We start from the raw sequence: 19,534 nt of genomic DNA on the forward strand, positions 1-19,534 counted from the left end.
GTCAGCCCTTGGCGAGAGTGACGAATCGGAACTTGAACGAGGCGTCGAGAGTCTCGTCCACGCCGCTGATCTCGTCGGTGGCGACGGCGATCTGCTTGCCCTCCAACAACGGAAGCGTCGGCAGGTAGTTCGTCGCGAGCTCGGTCTGAATCTGACCGATGATCTGCATCCGCGCATTCTCGTCGGCGGTCGTGCGCTCGAGATCGAGCAGTGACGTGATGGCCGGGCTCTCGAAGTGCGACTGCAGGAAGTTGTCCGGTCCGAAGAACGGCGTCAGGTAGTTGTCGGCGTCGGGGTAGTCCGGGAACCAGCCCAGCTGGTACACCGGGTAGGCGTCGGCGACGCGTTCCTTGGTGTACGTGCTCCACTCGGTGGACTGCAGGTTCACGTTGAACAGGCCCGTCGCGTCGAGCTGGCTCTTGATCGCGGCGTATTCCTCGCTCGAGCTCGAACCGTAGTGGTCCGGGTTGTACTGCAAGTTGAGCTGCACCGGGGTGGCAACGCCTGCGGCAGAAAGGAATCCGGCTGCTTCGTCGCGGTTCGGGGTGGTGCCGTAGACGTCGCCGTACGCGGTGTTCGCACCGGCCAGGCCTGTGGGTACGACGGAGTACAGCGGGGTGTAGGTGCCCTTGTAGACGCCGTCGGACAGCGCCTGGCGATCCACCGAGGCCGCAATTGCCTTGCGCACGGCCAGCTTCTGATCAGGGGTGTCACCGGGCATCGTGTTCATGTTGAAGACCATGTAGCGCGATTCACCGCCGGGTCCCTCGTGCACCGTCAGACCGTCGACGCTGCCGAGCGATTCGACATCCGTCGGGGTCAGCGATCGCCATGCGACGTCGATGGCCTTGTTCTGCACGTCGAGCTTGAGGTTGTCGGAGCTGGTGTAGTACTTCGCGTTGATCGACGAGGTCTTCGGGGTTCCGAGGATGCCCTTGTAGTCGCCGTTCGCGGTGAAGCTGACGAGGGAGTTCTTGGCGTAGCTCGCGATGGAGTACGGGCCGGCGAACGGGGTGCCCGCCACGATGGCGTCGTCGTCGAGAATCGAATCTGCCGGGAACACGGTCTGGTCGACGATCGGGCCCGCCGGTGTCGCCAGAATCTGCGGGAACGTCTGATCGTTCGCGGCCTTGAGCGTGAACTCGACGGTCTTCTCGTCCGGAGTCGCGATGCTGTCGAGGTTCGTCAGCAACGACGCGGGTCCGTTGGGATCGTTGATGGCGACGATGCGATCGAAGGAGAACTTCACGCTCTCGCTCGTCAGCGGGTTGCCGTTCGCGAACGTCAGATCGTCCTTCAGCGTGCACGTGTAGACGGTCGGCTCGGCGAAATCGCAGCTCTCGGCGACATCGGGCTCGAGCTCGGAGCTACCGGGCGCGAAATTCATCAGGAAGGGATACGTCTGGTTCATGACCATGAACGAGCCGTTGTCGTACGAGCCCGCCGGGTCGAGTGACGTCACCTGGTCGGTGGTGCCGACGGTGATGGTGTCGCCACTGCCCTCACCGGAGCCACCGGCTTCGTCGGTGCGGCCCGAGCCGCAGGCTGCCGCAGTCAATGCGAGTACCGACAGTGCTGCCACTGCAGCAAATTTCTTGCCGTGTTTGCGTCCCGCTGTACCGGGTGCAGCGGTCTTCGATGCCGCGCTGTAGCGCTGCATGCGTCCGTCGTCGGGCGACAGGGTCATCTGAAAGCCTCTATCCAATCGGTGTGTCCTATGTAACTGAAAGGACAGTACCGACGGACTGTTTCCAATATGTGGCATTGAGAAAACCCTGCTGTTCCCTCGCAGGAACGCCCTGCTCAGGGACGACTCAGAGCACTCACGTTCGCGTCGTTGTCCACCGGCTGCCCGGCGGCCGAGGCCAGCAGACCCTCGAGAACGTGCTTGCCGAGTGCGTTGTCGGCCGGCAGATCGATCGGATACTTGCCTGTGAAACATGCTGCACACAACCGGGATTCAGGCTGCTCGGAGGCCGCGATCATGCCGTCGATGGAGATGTACCCCAACGAATCGGCACCGATCGCCTGCCGAACACCCTCGAGAATTCCGTCCTCGGAATCGACACCGTTGGCGATCAGCTCTGCGGGAGAAGCGAAGTCGATGCCGTAGAAGCAGGGCCAGCGCACCGGCGGCGACGCGATTCGCACGTGAATCTCCAGCGCACCGGCCTCGCGCAGCATCCTGATCAGGGCGCGCTGGGTATTGCCGCGAACGATCGAATCGTCCACCACCACCAGCCTTTTGCCCCGTATGACCTCTTTGAGAGGATTCAGCTTGAGCCGGATGCCGAGTTGACGAATGGTCTGCGACGGCTGAATGAACGTGCGGCCCACATAGGCGTTCTTCATCAAGCCCTGGCCGTAGGGGATGCCGGAGCCCTGCGCGAAACCGACCGCAGCGGGAGTTCCGCTCTCGGGCACCGGGATGACCAGGTCCCCCTCGGCCGGATGTTCCTTCGCGAGACGACGTCCGATCTCGACACGCGTCGAGTGCACCGAACGACCACCGATGACGCTGTCGGGACGAGCGAGATACACGTACTCGAACACGCACCCCTTGGGCTCGGGAGCCGCGAAGCGTGAGGACCGAACACCGTCGGCATCGATCGCGAGCAGTTCACCGGGCTCGATGTCGCGGACGAACGCGGCACCGACGATGTCGAGTGCCGCAGTCTCGCTGGCAACCACCCAGCCGCGATCGAGGCGGCCGAGGCACAACGGTCGAACGCCGTGCGGATCACGCGCGGCGTAGAGGGTGTGCTCGTCCATGAACGTCAGACAGAAGGCACCCTTGAGCAGAGGCAGCAGTTCCATCGCCGCCTGCTCGATGGTGCAGTCGGCTGCCTTGTGCGCCAGCAGCGCGGTCACCACGTCGGAATCCGACGTGCCGTTGCCCTGCAGTCGGTCGCTGATCAGCCCTGCGTCGCGCGCCTTGGTGGCGAGCTCGGCGAAGTTCACCAGATTCCCGTTGTGGCCGAGTGCAATACCGGTCCCGGCGGTGGTGGTACGGAAGATCGGCTGCGCGTTCTCCCACGTGACCGAACCACTGGTGGAGTAGCGGCAGTGCCCGATGGCGACATGCCCGGGCATCGCACCGAGCGTCTGCTCGTCGAACACCTGGCTGACGAGACCGAGATCCTTGAACACCAACACCTGGGAACCGTCGGACACTGCGATGCCGGCAGCCTCCTGGCCACGGTGCTGCAGCGCATAGAGGCCGTAGTACGAGAGCTTGGCCACATCCTCGCCCGGTGCCCACACTCCGAACACACCGCACTCCTCGCGCGGCTCGTTCTCCGGTTCGTCGAGGGGTTTGCCTAGCAGAAGATTCGGACTGTCGACCGACAAATCGGCGTTGGTCACGGGCATTGCTCCCTTGGGGGACGGGGCGGGGGGCCGTGCCTGAGTCTACGGGCACACGACCGGAGTCAACGCATCGTGTGGACGGGAGATTCCCAGTAGGTGAACCAGTGCCGGAATTGGAGCGAATCACCTGATGGACAACAGTGGCAGCCAGCGACCCACTTCGGCCGCTCTACTGCCCGATGCATCGATCGAACCGTCGGCGAGGGCCTCGGCGAAATCCCGGATTCCGGTGACCACCTGCAGCCACGTCAGCGCGTCGGTTTCGACCACGTTCGGCGGTGTCCCCCGGGTGTGACGCGGCCCCACGATGCACTGCACCGCGACGAACGGCGGTACCCGCACCTCCACCGAGGACCCCGGCGCATTCTGGCCGAGAGTTCTGGCAGTGGTGCGTACCGCGGCGGCAATCTGCGCCCGCGCAGGCTTGTCCGCCTCACCCTTGATCCATTGCTCGACGGCCAGAACGGCCTCGCGTACCTCGGCGGGGCCGACTTCCTTGTGCGGTGGCACTGCGTCTAACTCCTGTCGTCCGCTGCGAGATGCGCCAGCACAGCGCCGCTGGCGTTGAGAAAGTAGTGCAGCAGCGCCGGGGCGAGCACACTGCCGCTGCGGGCTCGAAGCCACGAGAACACCACACCGGCCGCTGCCGTTGCCACCACCGTTCCGACCACGGTGTCACCCGCCGCGCGGGCCGGGTGAATGTGCCAGAGCCCGAAGAAGATCGGCGACAGAGCGGGCGACGCGGCGTCGAGCACACCGCGGAAGAGCAGTTCCTCGGTCAGTACCGTTCCCACCGGGATGCGAAACAGGACCCACTCGGCCAGTTCGTCCTCGGACGGCCGGACGCGGCGTCGCAACGCGGGAATCGCGGCCACGACGGCAGAGCCGAGCACCGGCACCGCCGACGCCGCAGCGCCCCACTTCAGGCCGGCAGCGAAATTGCGCAGGCCCAGCTCTGCTGCGCTCGTTCGAGACAGTGCAGCCACACCGACGGCGAACGACGCGTTGGCCACTGCCCGTCCACGGGCATCGAGACCGAGCGCGGGAAGGAGGTAAGTGCTCCACGCCGTCGTCGCGATTCCGGCCGTCACTGCGGTTCTCACTTCTCGGGACCGTCTCGGCCGGCGAACTGCTCCATGACTCCGCGGACTCGTTCGGTGTCGCGGTCGGTCCACCCCTCGGGCGCGGCGACGGCCACCCAGCCGTCGAGCACGAGGGTTCCGTAGTTGTGGCCGTGTCCGTCGGGAACGCCCGCGGCGTTGGTCAGATCGGCGGCCACCTGCCAGAAGGTCACGACCGGGAACCATCGCATGCTCGGCAGCCGGTCCGGCCCCGGTGGCTCGGACAGCCAGTCGGGACGCTCGAACAGCAGGTCGGGTGACCACCAGACCACCGGATCCGACGCGTGCTGGACGTAGAGGATCCGCGGCTCGTACCAGGGCTGATCCTCTGGCGGGATACCCGACGAGTTGTCGGCGAATCGGACCGTCAGTCCCTCGGAGTAGACCGGCCGCACCTCCGGGCTTCCCGGGTCGCGTCGGCTGACGAACTGACTCCAGATGCGGTTGTTGTTCGGCGGTCCAACCCACAGGACGCCGTCGGTGGTGGCCCGGATGTCGGCCAGACCGTCGAACGCTCCTTCACCCGCCTGGGTACCGAGGCTCTCGCCGTAGACGTAGAACTTCGGGCGCGTGGCCTCCGGTTCCTCCAGCCAGCGGTCGTGCACCTTGTCGATCAGAGCTCTGCCTGCCTGCGCGGCCTTGTCTCCCTCCGCGATGAAGGAGATCCAACTCGGCAGGTACGAGTACTGGGATGCGACGGTGGCGACATCGCCGTCGAACATGAGCTCTTCGGCTTCGATGGCGGTGGGATTGACCCATCCGGTTCCGGTGGTCGGGACGACGACGAGAGCCGCGCGCTGGAATGCCCCGGTGCGTTCGAGTTCGGCGACCACGATGTTCAGTCGCTCGTCCTGGGTCTCTGCCGTTTCCAGGCCTGCGTATGCCCGGATCGGTTCGAGGCTGGGGCGGCCCGTTGCCCGCTCCATCTCGTCGGCCCGTAGTCCGCTGGAGACGAAGTTGCGACCCTCGAATCCGAGGGTGTCCCATGGCGCCAACGAGTTCGGGCTGCCGGAGCGTTCGTCGGCGACGGGTTGTTCTGCGCCGTCCCGGGTTTCGTCGTTCTGCAGACTGAACACGGAGTTGGTGACCTCGGAGACCGCGCGCAGCAGGACACCCTGAACCAGGGCGACGGACAACACGACGAGGACGACGACCCCGAGCGCATTGGCCACTTCGCGCGGCATCTTCACGACGCGGTTGATCTGACGGGCGAGCAGACGAACGAAGTCACGCAACACCCGCCACACCGAGATCAACAGGGCCGCAATGGCGATGCTGAGCGCGCCGGTGCGGAAATACCCCGTCGTGGTGGTTCCCTCCGCGTCCATCAGAGCGGCCAGCTCACGCTGCCATTCCGCCGAGATCGCCAGCATGATCATCGACGCCGCGATCGCGAGGACAGGAACGGCAGCCTTGACGGCCAGCTCGACCTTGCGCGGCAACGGCCACCACGATCGGGACGAGAGCCACCACCGAGTGACGGCCCACCCCACCGCGACGCCGAATGCGTAACCGATGGCCGCGTTGATACCGCCGATGATGCCCTGGAACAGCCATCCACGAGGGAGCAGAGACGGAGTCAACGACCAGCAGAAGAACAACGCGCTGAACGCAATTCCGGTGAAGTCCAGGCGCAGCAGGCCCCAGGCCCACATGACGAACGGATGCTTGGCGGGTGAGGGGACGACGAACTCGACCGAGGGCAGGTGGTACCGATGATGCTGGTCCTGCTCGAGTGTCGCGTCGACCTCGTCGTGGCGCTGCTCCGATGTGCGTCCCCCCACCTCGGTCAGCCGAAGAGTCTGGGAAGAGTGCTCTCGAACGTCTCGCGCAGCTCCGTCATCGGGACGGAGAACTGCCCTTGCACCTCGATCGAATCCGAACCCTCGTCGACGACGCCGATGCGCGCCCACGGCAGACCGCGGGCGGTGCACATGCCGGTGAAGCGAGTTTCTTCCGTGCGCGGTACCGCGACCAGTACGCGGCCCGAGGACTCGGAGAACAGTGTCACGAACGGATCGGCACCCTCGGGAAGGATGATGCGGCAACCGGTTTCACCGGCCAGAGCGGCTTCGACGACGGCCTGAGCGAGGCCGCCCTCGGACAGATCGTGTGCCGCAGAGACCAATCCGTCGCGCGAGGACGAGAGCAGAATGTCTGCCAGCAGTTGCTCGCGGGCGAGATCGACCTTGGGTGGCACGCCGCCGAGGTGATCGTGCTCGACCTGAGCCCAAATGGACCCGTCGAACTCGTCATAGGTCTCGCCGAGCAGGATCAGCGTCTCGCCGGGCTCGAGTCCGAGGCCGGTGGGGATGCGGCGATGCACGTCGTCGATGACGCCGAGTACACCGACGACGGGTGTCGGGAGGATCGGCTCGGCACCGGTCTGGTTGTAGAAGCTGACGTTGCCGCCGGTCACGGGAATGCCGAGGGTGACGCAGCCGTCCGCCAATCCGCGCACGGCCTGCTCGAACTGCCACATGACGCCCGGGTCCTCGGGTGAGCCGAAGTTCAGGCAGTTGGTGACGGCCTTCGGGGTCGCACCGGTGACGGCGACGTTGCGGAACGCCTCGGCCAACGCCAACTGCGCACCCCGATACGGATCGAGTGCGGTGTAGCGACCCGACGCGTCGGTGGCCAAAGCGATTCCGCGACCGGTCTTCTCGTCGATGCGGATGACGCCTGCGTCGGCGTGCTCGGCGAGGACGGTGTTGCCGCGCACGTAGCGGTCGTACTGCTCGGTGATGAAGCGTCGGCTGCACAACTGCGGCGAGCCGATCATCTTCAGCAACGTCGCCTTCAGCTCGTCCCCGGTTTCTGGACGCTGCAGCGACGCAGTCGTGTTCGCGACCAGATCGTCCTGGGTAGCGGGCCGCTGCACGGGACGGTTGTACACCGGGCCCTCGTGCGCGACGGTCTTCGGCGGAACGTCGACGACCGTCTCGCCGTGCCAGGTGATCTGCAGATGTTCACCGTCGGTGACCTCACCGATCACCGTGGCCAGAACGTCCCACTTCTTGCAGACGGCCATGAACGCGTCGACGTTGTCGGGAGTCACCACGGCGCACATGCGCTCCTGGGATTCGCTCGAGAGCACCTCGGCGGGCGTCATGCCGGTGGCGCGCATCGGCACCTTCTCCAGCTCGATGTGCATACCGCCACTGCCCGCTGACGCGAGTTCCGAAGTGGCACAGGACAACCCGGCACCGCCGAGGTCCTGGATGCCGACGACGAGCTTGTTGGAGTACAGCTCGAGGCAGGCCTCGATGAGCACCTTCTCGGTGAACGGATCGCCGACCTGGACTGCCGGAAGCTTCTTGCGGCCCCCGCCGGTCTCGTCGCCGTCGAAGGTCTCCGACGCGAGCACGGACACGCCGCCGATGCCGTCGAGACCGGTGCGTGCGCCGAACAGAATGATCTTGTTGCCCAGGCCCGACGCGAACGCGAGATGCATGTCCTCGACGCGCATGACACCGGCACACAGAGCATTGAGCAGCGGGTTACCGGCGTAGGAGGCGTCGAACACCGTCTCGCCGCCGATGTTGGGGAGGCCGAGGGAGTTTCCGTAGCCACCGACGCCTGCGACGATGCCACTCAGGACGCGGCGCGTATCGGGTGCATCGGCAGCACCGAATCGCAGCTGGTCCATGACGGCGATCGGGCGAGCGCCCATGGCCATGATGTCGCGGACGATGCCGCCGACGCCCGTCGCCGCACCCTGATAGGGCTCGACGTACGACGGGTGATTGTGGCTCTCGACCTTGAACGTGACGGCCCAGCCGTCGCCGACGTCGACGACGCCCGCGTTCTCACCGATACCGGCGAGCATGGGCTTGCGCATCTCGTCGGTGGTGGTCTCACCGAAGTACTTCAGGTGCACCTTCGAGGACTTGTACGAGCAGTGCTCGCTCCACATGACGGAATACATCGCCAACTCGGCGTCGGTGGGCCGACGGCCGAGGATTTCCTTGATGCGGACGTATTCGTCGTCCTTGAGTCCGAGTTCCTTGTACGGCTGCGCTACGTCGGGGGTGGCGACGGCGTTGGAGACAGTGTCTGTGGGTACAGAGCTAGCGGACACGAGGAATAGGTCCCTTCGATGGAGCGAAATGCCAGGGAGAGTCTATCGGGACCGTGCGACATGTACGGCATCGGTCGTGCGGGGTCACTCTTCGGTCGTGCGAACATCACCTGATGGACATCGCGCTGACCGAGAACGATCTGGACGAATCGGGCGTCATCGACCCGTCGATGGTGGCCAAGGGAGTCGACGTACCGCCGAAAGCCGTCGTCTGTTTCTTCTCCGAGGTGATCGAGAGCATCTGCGCGAAAGGCGACGCCCGAGTCGTCTCGATCATGCGCTCCGAGCACGGCGAACATCCCGTCTACGAGATCGAACGGAACGGGGAGAAACTTGCTGTCTTCCACCCCGGCGTCGGCGCTCCGCTGGCAGCGCTGTTCCTCGAAGAGGCCATCGCGATGGGATGCACCCAGTTCGTGGCCGTCGGCGGCGCGGGGGCACTGTCCGACGACCTGGGCATGGGACACGTGATGGTGGTCGACAGCGCCCTGCGTGACGAGGGCACCTCGTTCCACTACCTACCGCCGGGCCGGATCGTCGACGCCGATCCCGCAGGAGTTGCCGTGCTGCAATCCGTGCTCACAGACGCCGGAGTCGACTTCGTCACCGGCCGCTCGTGGACCACCGATGCGCTTTACCGCGAGACCCGTGCGCGCGTTTCCCGCCGCGTCGACGAAGGCTGCCGAACCGTCGACATGGAAGCCTCGGCCTTCTGCGCCGTCGCCCGATTCCGCGGAGTGCGATTCGCGCAACTGCTGTACGCGGGTGACTCCCTCGCCGCCGACTGGGACCACCGCGGCTGGACCAAGGCCACGACAGTGCGCGAACAGTTGTTCTGGCTCGCAGCCGATGCATGCCTGCAACTGAGCCCGATCTAGCCGAGACGCGGGTTGCCGGTTCACTGGGTTGCTGATTCCTATTCACTGGGTTGCTGGTTCTGGTTCACCGGGTCGCTGACTCACCTCCGCCGCCTACCCCCCACACCCGACCCCCGCAAATGCGCGCGCGTTTGCCACACGCGCGCGAAATCGCCCCAGCTCAGGTCACCAATCCGCGAGCACCTGACGAATGCGCGCGCATTTGCGACCGCCGAACGGTCTCAGACTGGGGCCAGGAATGCCGCCAACGCGTCGGCGTAGGACTTCACGTCACTGGCTCCCATCAACTCTCGCGACGAGTGCATGGCCAGCTGCGCTGCGCCGACGTCCACCGTGGACAGGCCGGTGCGCGACGCAGTGATGGGTCCGATGGTCGAGCCGCAGGGCAGATCGGCTCGATGTACGTAGCGCTGCAGAGGAACTCCGGCCTGATCGCAGGCGAGCGCGAAGGCACCGGCACCCGCGGAATCCGTTGCATAACGCAGGTTCTGGTTGACCTTGAGCACCGGTCCCCCACCGAGTTCGATGCGATGCGCGGGCTCGTGCCGGTCCGGGTAGTTGGGATGCGTCGCGTGCGCCATATCGCCCGAGGCACAGATGGATCCGGCCATCGTGCGCAGGAATTCCTCACGGCCGCCGCCGCGTCCGAGCACGATGCGCTCGAGCACGGTGTTCAGCAGATCCGAGAACGCGCCGCGGTCGGACATACTGCCGACTTCCTCGTGGTCGAACAGGGCCAGCACCGGCGTGACAGCGGTCGGATTGTCCACTGCGGCAAGCAAAGCCTGAGTCCCGGCGTAGCAGGTGCCCTGATTGTCCAGACGTGGCGCGCTGACCAGTTCGGACTCGACACCCACAACGGCACTGGGAGCCAGATCGTGCGTCATCAACTCCCAACCCAGTACCGAATGCGGGTCGACGCCTTCTCGCTCCGCTACGTATGCGATGAACGATTGTGGCGAATTGCCCACGCCCCAAATGGCATTGACGTGTCGCTGCGGATCGAGGGTGACGCCCTTGCGATCCTCGGAAAGGTGGATAGCGAGCTGCGGGACTCGCAGAATGGGCTCGTCGACCTTCACCAGAACTTCGCGCACCGCGTTTCCGTCGCGCACACTCAGCCGGCCGGAAATGCCCAGATCGCGATCGAGCCACGAGTTGAGCCAGGCACCGCCGTACGGTTCGAGGCCCACCATCTGCCAGCCCGCGGATTGCAGATCGGGATGTTGCTTCACGCGGAGGTTGGGGCTGTCGGTGTGTCCGCCGACGATACGGAACGGGCCATCAGGAGTGGAGCCTGCGGAACGACCCGAACTACTGCGCTCGGTACTCCAGGCAACCAGTGATCCGCCGCGGATCAGGTAGTAGCGGCCTGCTTCCGTAGGCCAGGTATCGGTCTCGTCGAGCCGTACGAATCCTGCGTCGTCGAGTTGGACGGAGACTGTCCGGCACACGTGGAACGGTGACGGAGAGACGTCGACGAAGTTGCAGAGACCGGTTGCGGAGGCGTGAGTCGACATGGGAACCATTGTGGCAGCCGCCGCGTCGAACACCTCGAGAGCACACACCGACCGGGGGGACGACTTCATGAAATTTCATTCTCTGCCTGATTACGGCGCAGTTCATGCGACCACATTCGCCATCGTGCGGATGAAGACGATCGAAGCATTTCGCAAGCGTGGGGTGGTGGTTCACCGCGAGGATGCGACGACGTTGGCGGTGGGCTCGGGCGTTCGCATGTCACTGAACAATGTGTTCGCCCGGTGCTCCGGGGTGAGTCGATCGGCGTGGGACGGCATCATCGCCGGCTATGTCGACCTCATGATCGAGATGATGCGCGAGGCGGATCCCACGTTCTTCACCGGATTGTCGGACGACGAGTTCTACTCGAGGCTGCGCGAGCGCGTCATCGCTCCGTCCGCCCTGGCGGCTATGGGTGAGTGCGAGTACGAGTATTCCGTCCCGCTACTCGACGTGCCGGGCGCACCGCGACGGGTGCTGAACCTGTCTTCTCCGAATCGCGCTGTGACACTGGCAGATCGGCATCTTGTCGGCCGAGACCTGGACGCCGCCTGGGCCGCCGGCCGAAGGAACACCGCAGCGCTGAAATTCGAGGACGGCCGAGTTCTCAGCAGAAACAGCGTCGACATCGAGGTCCTCAGCGGTGATTCGATCTACCTCGCGTCGAAGGTCGCCGATATGACCACGCTGATCTCCGCGCACCTCGGCGAATGTCTGTACGGCGTATTGTTCGTCGTTCCCAATGCCTACGAGTTCATTTTTCACCGGCCTCGCAACGCCGACGTGGCGCTCGCGGCAGCAGCCGAGCTCGCCGAGCTGGCAGATATGTTCACTCGTGACACGCCTAGCCCACTGTCACGCTCGGTGTTCTTCTGGCGGGACGGCGAGTACTGCGACGTATCGGGCGGGCCCACGGGAGTTTTCGCCGCTACCTTGGCTGAGCTGCCGGCGGCCGCGGCCTGACCGCGGTCACGTGCCGGTAGACCCGCTGTTCGGGCGGCGGGGTGGTGGGCCGTCCCGCAGCAGCATCGCAAAGACGTCCCAGCCGACCACGAGCGTCATCCAAGCTTGGGCGGGCATCCGCCGCTCAGTGCGAACCGGACACGCAGAACGAGTTGCCGTCGGGATCGGTCAGTGTCACCCAGCGAAAGTCGCCCATGGTGTGCTGCGCAATTTCGCTTGCACCCGCCTCGACGAGCCGCGTGACCTCAGCGTCGAGGTCACCGGTGGTCATGTCGAGGTGGACGCGATTCTTGCCTGGCGTCGGGTCGTCGATCTTCTGGAAGGCCATTCGATACGGTGCCGACGCGAGTTCGACGACGTAGAACCAGCCGTCGTTCTCCTCCACGATCGTTCCGTCCGCCTGCGCGGCCCACCAGCGGGCGAGCGGTCCCGGGTCGGTCGTGTCGAACGTGATCATCGCCAAGTTCAGTGTCATGGCGGCACAGTAACCGCGACCACCGACACGTTCGAGTCAGGCGTTGACGATCGTGTCCAGTGCCGAATAGAAGATGCCGAGGCCGTCGTCGCTCGGTCCGGTGAGCGGCTCGGTGGCGTGTTCGGGGTGGGGCATCAAACCGACGACTCGACCGTTGGCCGAGGAGATCCCGGCGATCCCGCGCTGTGATCCGTTCGGGTTGCTTCCGCTGTAACGGAAGACCACCCGGCCCTCACCCTCGAGCTCGTCGAGCACGTTCTGCGGTGCCTGGAATCGACCCTCGGCATTCTTGACCGGAATCAGAATCTCAGCACCGGGCTCGTAACGCGACGACCACGCGGTGTCGGTGTTCTCCACTGCCAGCCACTGATCGCGGCAGACGAAGTGCAGCCCTTCGTTGCGAGTCAGCGCGCCGGGGAGCAGGCCCACTTCGCACAGAACCTGGAATCCGTTGCAGATACCGAGAACCGGCATACCGCCCTCGGCGGCCTTGACGACGGACTCCATCACGGGGGCGAAGCGGGCGATCGCTCCGGCGCGGAGGTAGTCGCCGTAGGAGAATCCGCCGGGGACGACGATGGCGTCGACGTTCTTCAGATCGGCATCGGCATGCCACAGGCTGACGGCTTCTCCTCCGGCGAGGGTGACCGCACGAGAGGCGTCGACGTCGTCGAGAGTCCCGGGGAAGGTGATGACTCCTACGCGGGCGCTCATGCGGCGGGCTCTACCGACACGCGAGTGACTGTCCAGTCCTCGATGACGGTGTTGGCCAGCAGCGATTCCGCGATCTTCTCGAGCTCGGCGTCGTCGACCGTGTCGTCGACCTCGAGTTCGAAACGCTTGCCCTGGCGGACGTCGGACACACCGGAGATGCCAAGACGGCCCAGTGCACCGGCGATCGCCTGACCCTGCGGATCGAGAATCTCGGTCTTGGGCATGACATCGACAACGACTCGGGCCACGAAAGCGCTCCTTGAAATACGTACGGCTGGTTACCGGCAGGTGGGAGTCTACGCAGCCCTGGCGGGAGGCGCGAAACCGCGCTTACTGTGGGGACCATGCGGCTGACACACTTCGGACATTCCTGCGTTCTCGTCGAACTCAACGGCACCACCGTGCTGTTCGATCCCGGCACGTTCTCTCACGGGTTCGAGGGCATCACCGGACTCGACGCGATCCTCGTCACCCATCAGCACCCGGATCACGTCGATCTTCAGCGACTTCCCGCTCTGGTCGAGGCGAATCCGCGTGCGGCACTGCATGCCGATCCGATGACCGCAGGCCAACTCGGCGGCCAGTGGACTCCGGCTCCCGCGGGTCAGGCCTTCACGGTCGGCGGCATCACGGTCACCGGCGTCGGCGGCACCCATGCCGTCATCCATCCCGAACTGCCGGAGATCGACAACACCGGTTACCTGCTCGGCACTCCGGAGAATCCGGGCCAGCTGTTCCACCCGGGCGACTCGCTGTTCGTCCCCGAGCAGCAGGTCGAGGTTCTCGCGCTCCCCGCTGCCGCGCCGTGGTCGAAGCTCTCCGAGACCGTCGAATTCCTGCGAGCAGTGAACCCCAGGATGGCATTCCCCATCCACCAGGCCATCGTCGCGGAGCAGGCCAGGGGCGTCTACTACGGCCGCTTCAAGGAGATGTCCGACGCCGAAATCCGCGAGCTTCCCGAGGAATCGTCCGTCTCGATCTAGCCGGTGACCTCGGGCGGGAGGGTGCCGATCATGGTGACCTGTGTCCCGTCCCAGCGGTAATCGATCGTCACCGGGCCGCCGGTGGGGTTGGCGAACGCGTCGTCACCCACCGGCCAGCGGTAGTCGACCGTGACGGTGTCGGCAGTCTGACCGATCACCGAGGTGAACGAGGTGGGCTCGAGCGTCGCGGTGCCGAGGTAGTCGTAGTTGTGACCTGCGAAGAACAGAATGTGCGTCGGTGATGACGCGGTGCCACCGGCATCGGCACGCACCCAGGTGAAATCGGCGCACTGGTCGCCGATCTGAGTTGCGATCCAGGGCTCGCCTGGGAAGTAGTCCGGCAAGGACGCGACTGCGTCGACCACCCTGGTGGAGTCCAGCCCCAGGCAAATGGGGTACTCCGAACCCGGTGCATGCTGTTCGGCGTCGGGCAGGGAGTTGTTCTCGGGGAGTTCCTCGGTATTCCAGTCGATCGGGCCGTCGGGCGCCACTGCCCCGGTGTCGACTGTCGGCCGGCTCGCCTCGGGCTGCGGCTGGGCGGCCTGGGGCTGGGTGCTCGCCGGGGGCGCTGTAGTAGGCGCGGTGGTGGCCGGCGCTGCGCCCGGTTCGTTCGAGTTCCCGCACGCGACGAGAGCGAACGCACTGATGATGACGAGGAGAAGTCGTTTCATGAAGACCACCTGGTTCGATTTGCCCGACGCCAGGTATGTCCGCTCGCAAACGTGTTCCGTTACATCACGTTTCGGTCAAGGTGCCGTTACATCCAGGCGGTCTGCAATTTTCGCACCACTACGCGCACATTTCGCGACATTTCCGGCGGATAGTGCGGCAGAGTGGAGCGCGAGTTGCACCCGTCAGTCGAGCCGAACCAATTCACGTAGTGCTGACTCGTCGACCGTGTCGAGGCCGTCGAGGAACGCGGCGGCGAAGGACCCCGGCCGCAATGTCGACCGCGCAGCGATCTCCGACGCCACCGCGACATGCGCGTGCGCCGCGACGGCACCGATCAAAGCACTCGGTGACACCGCGCAGTAGGCAGCCGTCAGCGCACCGAGCGCACATCCGGTCGCGGTAACCCGCTGCAGCAGTGCACTTCCGCCGCCGACCTTCACCATGACATCCGGGCCGAGAATGTGATCGGTCTCCCCCGATGCCGCCACCACGTCCGCTCGATCCAACAAAGATCTCGCCGCATCGACCGAATCCGCCACCTGCGCAGACGAATCCACTCCTCGCGATCCGCCGTCCGCACCTGCCAGCCCCATGATCTCCGACGCATTGGCGCGAATGACGCTGGGCCGGTTGGCAAGTAGCTCGACGGCCACCTGGGTGCGCCACGGCAGACCACCTGCTCCCACCGGATCGAGAACCCACGGCTTCCCCGCTGCCCTCGCTGCGGCCGACGCCAGGTGAGCGCTTTCGACCTGCGCGGCCGTCGGAGTCCCGAGATTGACCAGGACCGCGTCGGCGATCTCGGCGAAGCCGGCCGCTTCCTCGGGGTTGTCCACCATCGCCGGAGCGGCACCCGCGGCCAACAGCGCGTTCGCGACGAACTGCACCGACACGGTGTTGGTCAGACACTGAACCAGCGGATTACGTTCACGTAGAAGTCGATGTGCGTGGGCGACGTCGTCCAGGGTCACGCTAGAAGCACTCATCGATCCGAGTCTACGACCGCGGTCGACGGATACGATGCCCTGGTGGCCACACTCCTCAAGCCCGAGCGGCACTTCCGAATCCTCGAGCTACTGCGCACGACGGGCAAGATTCTGTCTTCCGAACTCGCCGTCACGTTCGACGTCTCCGAGGACACCATTCGCCGGGATCTGGACGAGCTCGGAGCGGAAGGAAAATTGAAGCGTGTGCACGGCGGAGCGCTGGTGGTGTCCACGTTGCGCCAGGACTACCGGGATCGGCGAGGCCAGGAGGCGTCGGCCAAGTCGCTCGTCGCCCGTGCTGCCGCAAGCCTGCTACAGGACGGCCAGGTGATTCTCATCGACGGCGGTACGACGGCAATCGAGGTGACGAAGCAGCTCGACCCCCAACTTCGCGCAACGTTCGTCACACACAGCCCGTCCACCGCGGTGAACCTCGCGGAACATCCCCACTGCGAGGTCGTCGTGGTCGGGGGTCGCCTCCTGAAGAACGCCATGGTGACAGTGGGCGCGCAGACTCTCAAGACCTACGAGTCGATCAATGCCGATGTCGCGATCCTCGGCATTCTGGGTATCAACGTCGACTCCGGTGTCACTCATTTCGAGTACGAGGAAGCACAGATCAAACGTGCGATGATCGAGGGGGCCCACCGATCGATCGTCCTGTGCACCAGCGACAAGCTGGGCTATTCCGGCGCATTCCAGGTCGCTCCGCTCTCGGCGATCACCACGCTTGCGGTCGAGCCCGGCCTCGATCCCGCACTCCTGCGGCAGTATCGCGACAGCGGCGTCGAGTGCATCTCCGTCGACGACATCGAACAGGGCGGTCAGGCATCCGCTGCTACGACGGACCGGGCGCAATAGCGATCGTCGACCGAATACCCTCTGCTCCAGACCGCAGCCAGTGCCGTGGTCGTTGCACGATGGCGCGCGTATCGAACAGCCATCACCGCCACCTGCTGCGGATCGGGTTCGTAGGATCGCAGCGTAGGCGTGAATGCCGATGCAGCGGAGGCGAATTCCGGAAACATCCCGATTCCCACCGCAGCTGTGATCGCAGCGCCACGGACCCCGATTTCCCCTCGGTCGGCGACGTCCACGCGCAGTCCGAGAACGTCGGCGAATATCTGCGGCCAGATCGGGCTGAGCGAGGCACCCCCCGACATCCGGACGACGCCCGGCCGAGCTGCGTCCTCGCCCTCGAGGAGCGACTCGATATCCGCTCTGTGCGCGTAGGCGATTCCCTCGTACACAGCCAGCGCCGCCTCGTCGAACCCGTCCTCGGCAACCGCCCCGAGCAGACCGGCCGGCGCGCCCCCGGGTCCACCGAACAGATACGGGAAGAACATCATGTCGCCCAATCGATCTCGGGCATACGCGCGAGTCACGGCCTCGTCGCACATCCGATAGAGGTCTCCCCCTCGGCTCCTGGCGTCGTCTGCCGGTCCGCCGAACAGCGAGCGACAACACCATTCGAGGTTGCTCGCCGACGTGATCCCGCCTTCGCTCGCGAGATACACCTCCCCCGTGACGTACCGGCACTGGAGCAACGGGGGCCTGCTGGTTCTGGGGCGTCGATGCAGCGTTTGATCGATTCCGAATGTTCCTGCGACAACGGACATGTGGCTCCTGTCGAGCACCCGTGAGGCGACAGCGCACGCGGCGACGTCGACCACTCCCCGAATTACAGGGGTGCCCACCGCGAATCCGGTCAGTTCGGCGGCCACGGCGGTGACCACGCCGACCTTCTCTGCGCCCGGCCCGATACTCGGCAACACGGCGCGCCACTGCGAGAGTCCGAGCAAGTCGAGTGCGTCCTCCGACCATGAATTTCGCTCGATGTCGCACAAGCCGGTCAGCCCGGCATCGGTGTGATCGGTGGACATGTCCCCGCACAATCGAGACCTGATGAAGTCCTTGCAGGCAAGGACGCGATGCACCCTGGGCAGCATCGACGGCTCGTGCTCGTCGAACCATCTCAACAACGCCGCGGTCTGTCCGCTCCACCCTCGCTGCGACACCATGTGCGCAACCCGTGCTGCCGTGACCTCGTCCAGTGCAGATGCGGGTTCGAGTTCGGTCCTGACATCGGTCGAGAGGATGCCGTTCCCGAGCGCCGCGCCGTGCTCGTCGACCAGCCACAACCCGCTGCCGTAGCCGGTGACCGATATCGCGGCGATGTCGCGCGGACCGATGCCCGACGAGCGGAGCAGGGCCTGCGCCGCGGAGCACACGGCACCGAACAGTGCATCGGGATCCTGTTCACGCCTGCCGCCGCTGGACGTCGAGTGCGGGCTTCGTTCCTTCGATGCGGCCAATTCGTGCCCGTTCGCGCCGAACAGCCCCGCTTTGACGAAGGTTCCGCCGGCGTCGATGCCGACAGTGTATTGCTCCATGACCACCATCCCGGCTGCGGATTAATGCAGCTCTTGCGATCCCATGCGGAGGGCTACCGCCTCAGGACTAGATGACAAGGATCACACAGGTTCACCAAGTTGCCTAGTGAAATGGGGTTTGAAGTCGCAGATATTACCGCCCGGTAGATGTTGACTGCCACTCCAGCGTGAGTTAACTTCGTCACTAAGCCGCACAAACCGGCATAAACACGAAGACAGTTCCTCTCAACCCGGCGCCGCTCGAACACGAGCTCCCTCGGTCACCGTCCCCGCCTGGTGCGGCCGATGGCTTTCGAAGAGGTTTCGCCCCGCATTCCCACCCGTCACCTCGGGCCAGGAGTGGACGGGCTCCACCACGAGGACCCGTGAACGGGCACCTCACCGTCTCGAACAAAGGACTCTTGCCGTGGATCTTCAACTGGTCGCGTACATCGCTGCATTCGGCGGTGGGTTGGTCGGCGCTGCCCTCGGTGGACTGTTCGTCTTCAGTCTCTGCGGCATCTTCTGCATCGTCGGCGTGGTGGCAGCGCTGGCCGGTTCCGACTACGACTTCCTGGGGCAGCTGGCATTCGGGCCCTTTCTCGGCCCCCAGGTGGCGTTCGTCGGGGCGGTTGCGGCGGCGGCATACGCCAAACGCACCGGCAAGCTGGACGACGGCAAGAACATTCTCTCGCCGCTGGTCGGCCTCGGTAGCAGCAGCGTGCTGCTCGTCGGCGGCGCGTTCGGAGTTCTCGGATTCGCGCTCGAAAAGGCTCTCAAATCCGCCGTGAGCATCGACTCGACGATTACCTCGGCGGTGGTGCTCACCGATACTGTCGCCCTCACGGTCGTGATTCTTGCTGCGGCAACGCGCCTTTCGTTCGGACGCACCGGACTGGTGGCATCGAACCGAGGTGGCCCGGGCGCACAGATCGCCACCCGGTGGCACCCGACCGCGACGCAGGCCTGGCTACCGTTCCAATCGCACCGGCTGCAGGTTGGCACCGTCGCTGTCGGCTTCGGACTGGCTGCGGGCTGGCTGATCGTCAGCCTTCCGGAGTCGGCCCGAGCACTGGGCCCCATCCTGCTCTTCGGATTCAGTGCCACGACACTCCTGCTGCTGCAGATCGGCCTGTCCGGTCCGGTATCGCATCACATCACGTTGCCCGCCGGCTTGGCCGCCGTCGCCGTTCTCTCCGCAGGTGCGCCCAGCACGATCGCACTGCTGGCGGCCGTCGGAGTGGGATTGTTCAGCGCTTTTCTCGCCGAGCTCAGCTCCCGCATCTTCCACACGCTCGGAGACAGCCACTTCGACCCTCCAGCGTGCGCCATCGCCGTCACGACATCGCTGATCGTCGGCACCCAACTGATATTCGGACAAATCTGAACCGGCCCATCG

18 protein-coding genes are annotated in these 19,534 nt (G+C 65.2%); 5 read left to right on the forward strand and 13 right to left on the reverse strand.

Annotated features, from left to right (window positions below; all coding sequences use genetic code 11):
• Position 1 precedes the first annotated feature (1 nt).
• From CH291_RS04075 to purL, 6 genes are all read right to left on the reverse strand, one after another.
• Positions 2–1,687, reverse strand: a complete 1,686-nt coding sequence (locus CH291_RS04075; RefSeq protein WP_094639293.1) for an ABC transporter substrate-binding protein — start codon at positions 1,685–1,687, stop codon at positions 2–4.
• A 116-nt stretch (positions 1,688–1,803) separates the two neighbouring features.
• Positions 1,804–3,366, reverse strand: a complete 1,563-nt coding sequence (gene purF / locus CH291_RS04080) for an amidophosphoribosyltransferase (protein WP_068283319.1) — start codon at positions 3,364–3,366, stop codon at positions 1,804–1,806.
• 126 nt (positions 3,367–3,492) lie between these two features.
• Complete coding sequence (locus CH291_RS04085) at positions 3,493–3,879, reverse strand: sterol carrier family protein (protein ID WP_094668891.1); 387 nt, start codon at positions 3,877–3,879, stop codon at positions 3,493–3,495.
• A 5-nt stretch (positions 3,880–3,884) separates the two neighbouring features.
• Positions 3,885–4,472: a CPBP family intramembrane glutamic endopeptidase gene (locus tag CH291_RS04090; RefSeq protein WP_094686788.1), complete on the reverse strand. Its 588-nt coding sequence runs from the start codon at positions 4,470–4,472 to the stop codon at positions 3,885–3,887.
• A complete protein-coding gene (locus tag CH291_RS04095; RefSeq protein WP_256980738.1) occupies positions 4,469–6,196 on the reverse strand; it encodes an alpha/beta hydrolase in 1,728 nt (575 codons plus the stop codon). The genes CH291_RS04090 and CH291_RS04095 overlap by 4 nt, the downstream gene beginning before the upstream one ends.
• Positions 6,197–6,279: 83 nt before the next feature.
• Complete coding sequence (gene purL / locus CH291_RS04100; protein ID WP_094686790.1) at positions 6,280–8,571, reverse strand: phosphoribosylformylglycinamidine synthase subunit PurL; 2,292 nt, start codon at positions 8,569–8,571, stop codon at positions 6,280–6,282.
• A 113-nt stretch (positions 8,572–8,684) separates the two neighbouring features.
• Between purL and CH291_RS04105 the strand changes: the two genes are divergently transcribed.
• The gene (locus tag CH291_RS04105; RefSeq protein WP_256980722.1) at positions 8,685–9,449 is read left to right on the forward strand and encodes a nucleoside phosphorylase; all 765 of its coding nucleotides are present in this window, start codon (positions 8,685–8,687) and stop codon (positions 9,447–9,449) included.
• 221 nt (positions 9,450–9,670) lie between these two features.
• On the opposite strand, the gene CH291_RS04110 is transcribed toward CH291_RS04105, so the two are convergent.
• Positions 9,671–10,978 (reverse strand): M18 family aminopeptidase, encoded by a 1,308-nt coding sequence (locus CH291_RS04110; protein ID WP_094686791.1) that lies wholly within the window; start codon positions 10,976–10,978, stop codon positions 9,671–9,673.
• A 58-nt stretch (positions 10,979–11,036) separates the two neighbouring features.
• Here CH291_RS04110 and CH291_RS04115 point away from each other — a divergent pair, with 58 nt between their 5' ends.
• Complete coding sequence (locus CH291_RS04115) at positions 11,037–11,933, forward strand: hypothetical protein (RefSeq protein ID WP_068049926.1); 897 nt, start codon at positions 11,037–11,039, stop codon at positions 11,931–11,933.
• Positions 11,934–12,057: 124 nt separating this feature from the next.
• Here CH291_RS04115 and CH291_RS04120 read toward each other — a convergent pair whose 3' ends face one another.
• From CH291_RS04120 to purS, 3 genes are read right to left on the reverse strand one after another with little or no spacing between them, the layout of a single operon-like run.
• Positions 12,058–12,408, reverse strand: a complete 351-nt coding sequence (locus CH291_RS04120; protein ID WP_094639288.1) for a VOC family protein — start codon at positions 12,406–12,408, stop codon at positions 12,058–12,060.
• Positions 12,409–12,444: 36 nt separating this feature from the next.
• Positions 12,445–13,122, reverse strand: a complete 678-nt coding sequence (purQ, locus tag CH291_RS04125) for a phosphoribosylformylglycinamidine synthase subunit PurQ (protein WP_094639287.1) — start codon at positions 13,120–13,122, stop codon at positions 12,445–12,447.
• Positions 13,119–13,370 (reverse strand): phosphoribosylformylglycinamidine synthase subunit PurS, encoded by a 252-nt coding sequence (gene purS, locus CH291_RS04130; protein ID WP_094686792.1) that lies wholly within the window; start codon positions 13,368–13,370, stop codon positions 13,119–13,121. The genes purQ and purS overlap by 4 nt, the downstream gene beginning before the upstream one ends.
• Before the next feature lie 96 nt (positions 13,371–13,466).
• Between purS and CH291_RS04135 the strand changes: the two genes are divergently transcribed.
• Positions 13,467–14,105, forward strand: a complete 639-nt coding sequence (locus CH291_RS04135) for an MBL fold metallo-hydrolase (protein ID WP_068049930.1) — start codon at positions 13,467–13,469, stop codon at positions 14,103–14,105.
• Here the strand turns inward: CH291_RS04135 and CH291_RS04140 are convergent.
• Together CH291_RS04140 and thiM are read right to left on the reverse strand one after the other, a co-directional pair.
• Positions 14,102–14,776, reverse strand: coding sequence for an LppP/LprE family lipoprotein (locus CH291_RS04140; RefSeq protein ID WP_094686865.1), 675 nt, complete (start codon positions 14,774–14,776; stop codon positions 14,102–14,104). The genes CH291_RS04135 and CH291_RS04140 overlap by 4 nt on opposite strands.
• 183 nt (positions 14,777–14,959) lie before the next feature.
• Positions 14,960–15,763: a hydroxyethylthiazole kinase gene (thiM, locus tag CH291_RS04145; protein ID WP_179276437.1), complete on the reverse strand. Its 804-nt coding sequence runs from the start codon at positions 15,761–15,763 to the stop codon at positions 14,960–14,962.
• Between the two features lie 42 nt (positions 15,764–15,805).
• Here thiM and CH291_RS04150 point away from each other — a divergent pair, with 42 nt between their 5' ends.
• A complete protein-coding gene (locus tag CH291_RS04150; RefSeq protein ID WP_179276438.1) occupies positions 15,806–16,624 on the forward strand; it encodes a DeoR/GlpR family DNA-binding transcription regulator in 819 nt (272 codons plus the stop codon).
• Here the strand turns inward: CH291_RS04150 and CH291_RS04155 are convergent.
• The gene (locus tag CH291_RS04155; RefSeq protein ID WP_179276439.1) at positions 16,588–18,156 is read right to left on the reverse strand and encodes an FGGY-family carbohydrate kinase; all 1,569 of its coding nucleotides are present in this window, start codon (positions 18,154–18,156) and stop codon (positions 16,588–16,590) included. The two genes, CH291_RS04150 and CH291_RS04155, sit on opposite strands and share 37 nt — an antisense overlap.
• Before the next feature lie 406 nt (positions 18,157–18,562).
• On the opposite strand from CH291_RS04155, the gene CH291_RS04160 reads away from it, so the two are divergent.
• Positions 18,563–19,522 (forward strand): hypothetical protein, encoded by a 960-nt coding sequence (locus CH291_RS04160; protein ID WP_068049935.1) that lies wholly within the window; start codon positions 18,563–18,565, stop codon positions 19,520–19,522.
• The last annotated feature ends 12 nt before the right edge of the window (positions 19,523–19,534 follow it).

This window comes from Rhodococcus sp. 14-1411-2a (assembly GCF_002259485.1).
Classification (GTDB): Bacteria; Actinomycetota; Actinomycetes; order Mycobacteriales; family Mycobacteriaceae; genus Rhodococcoides.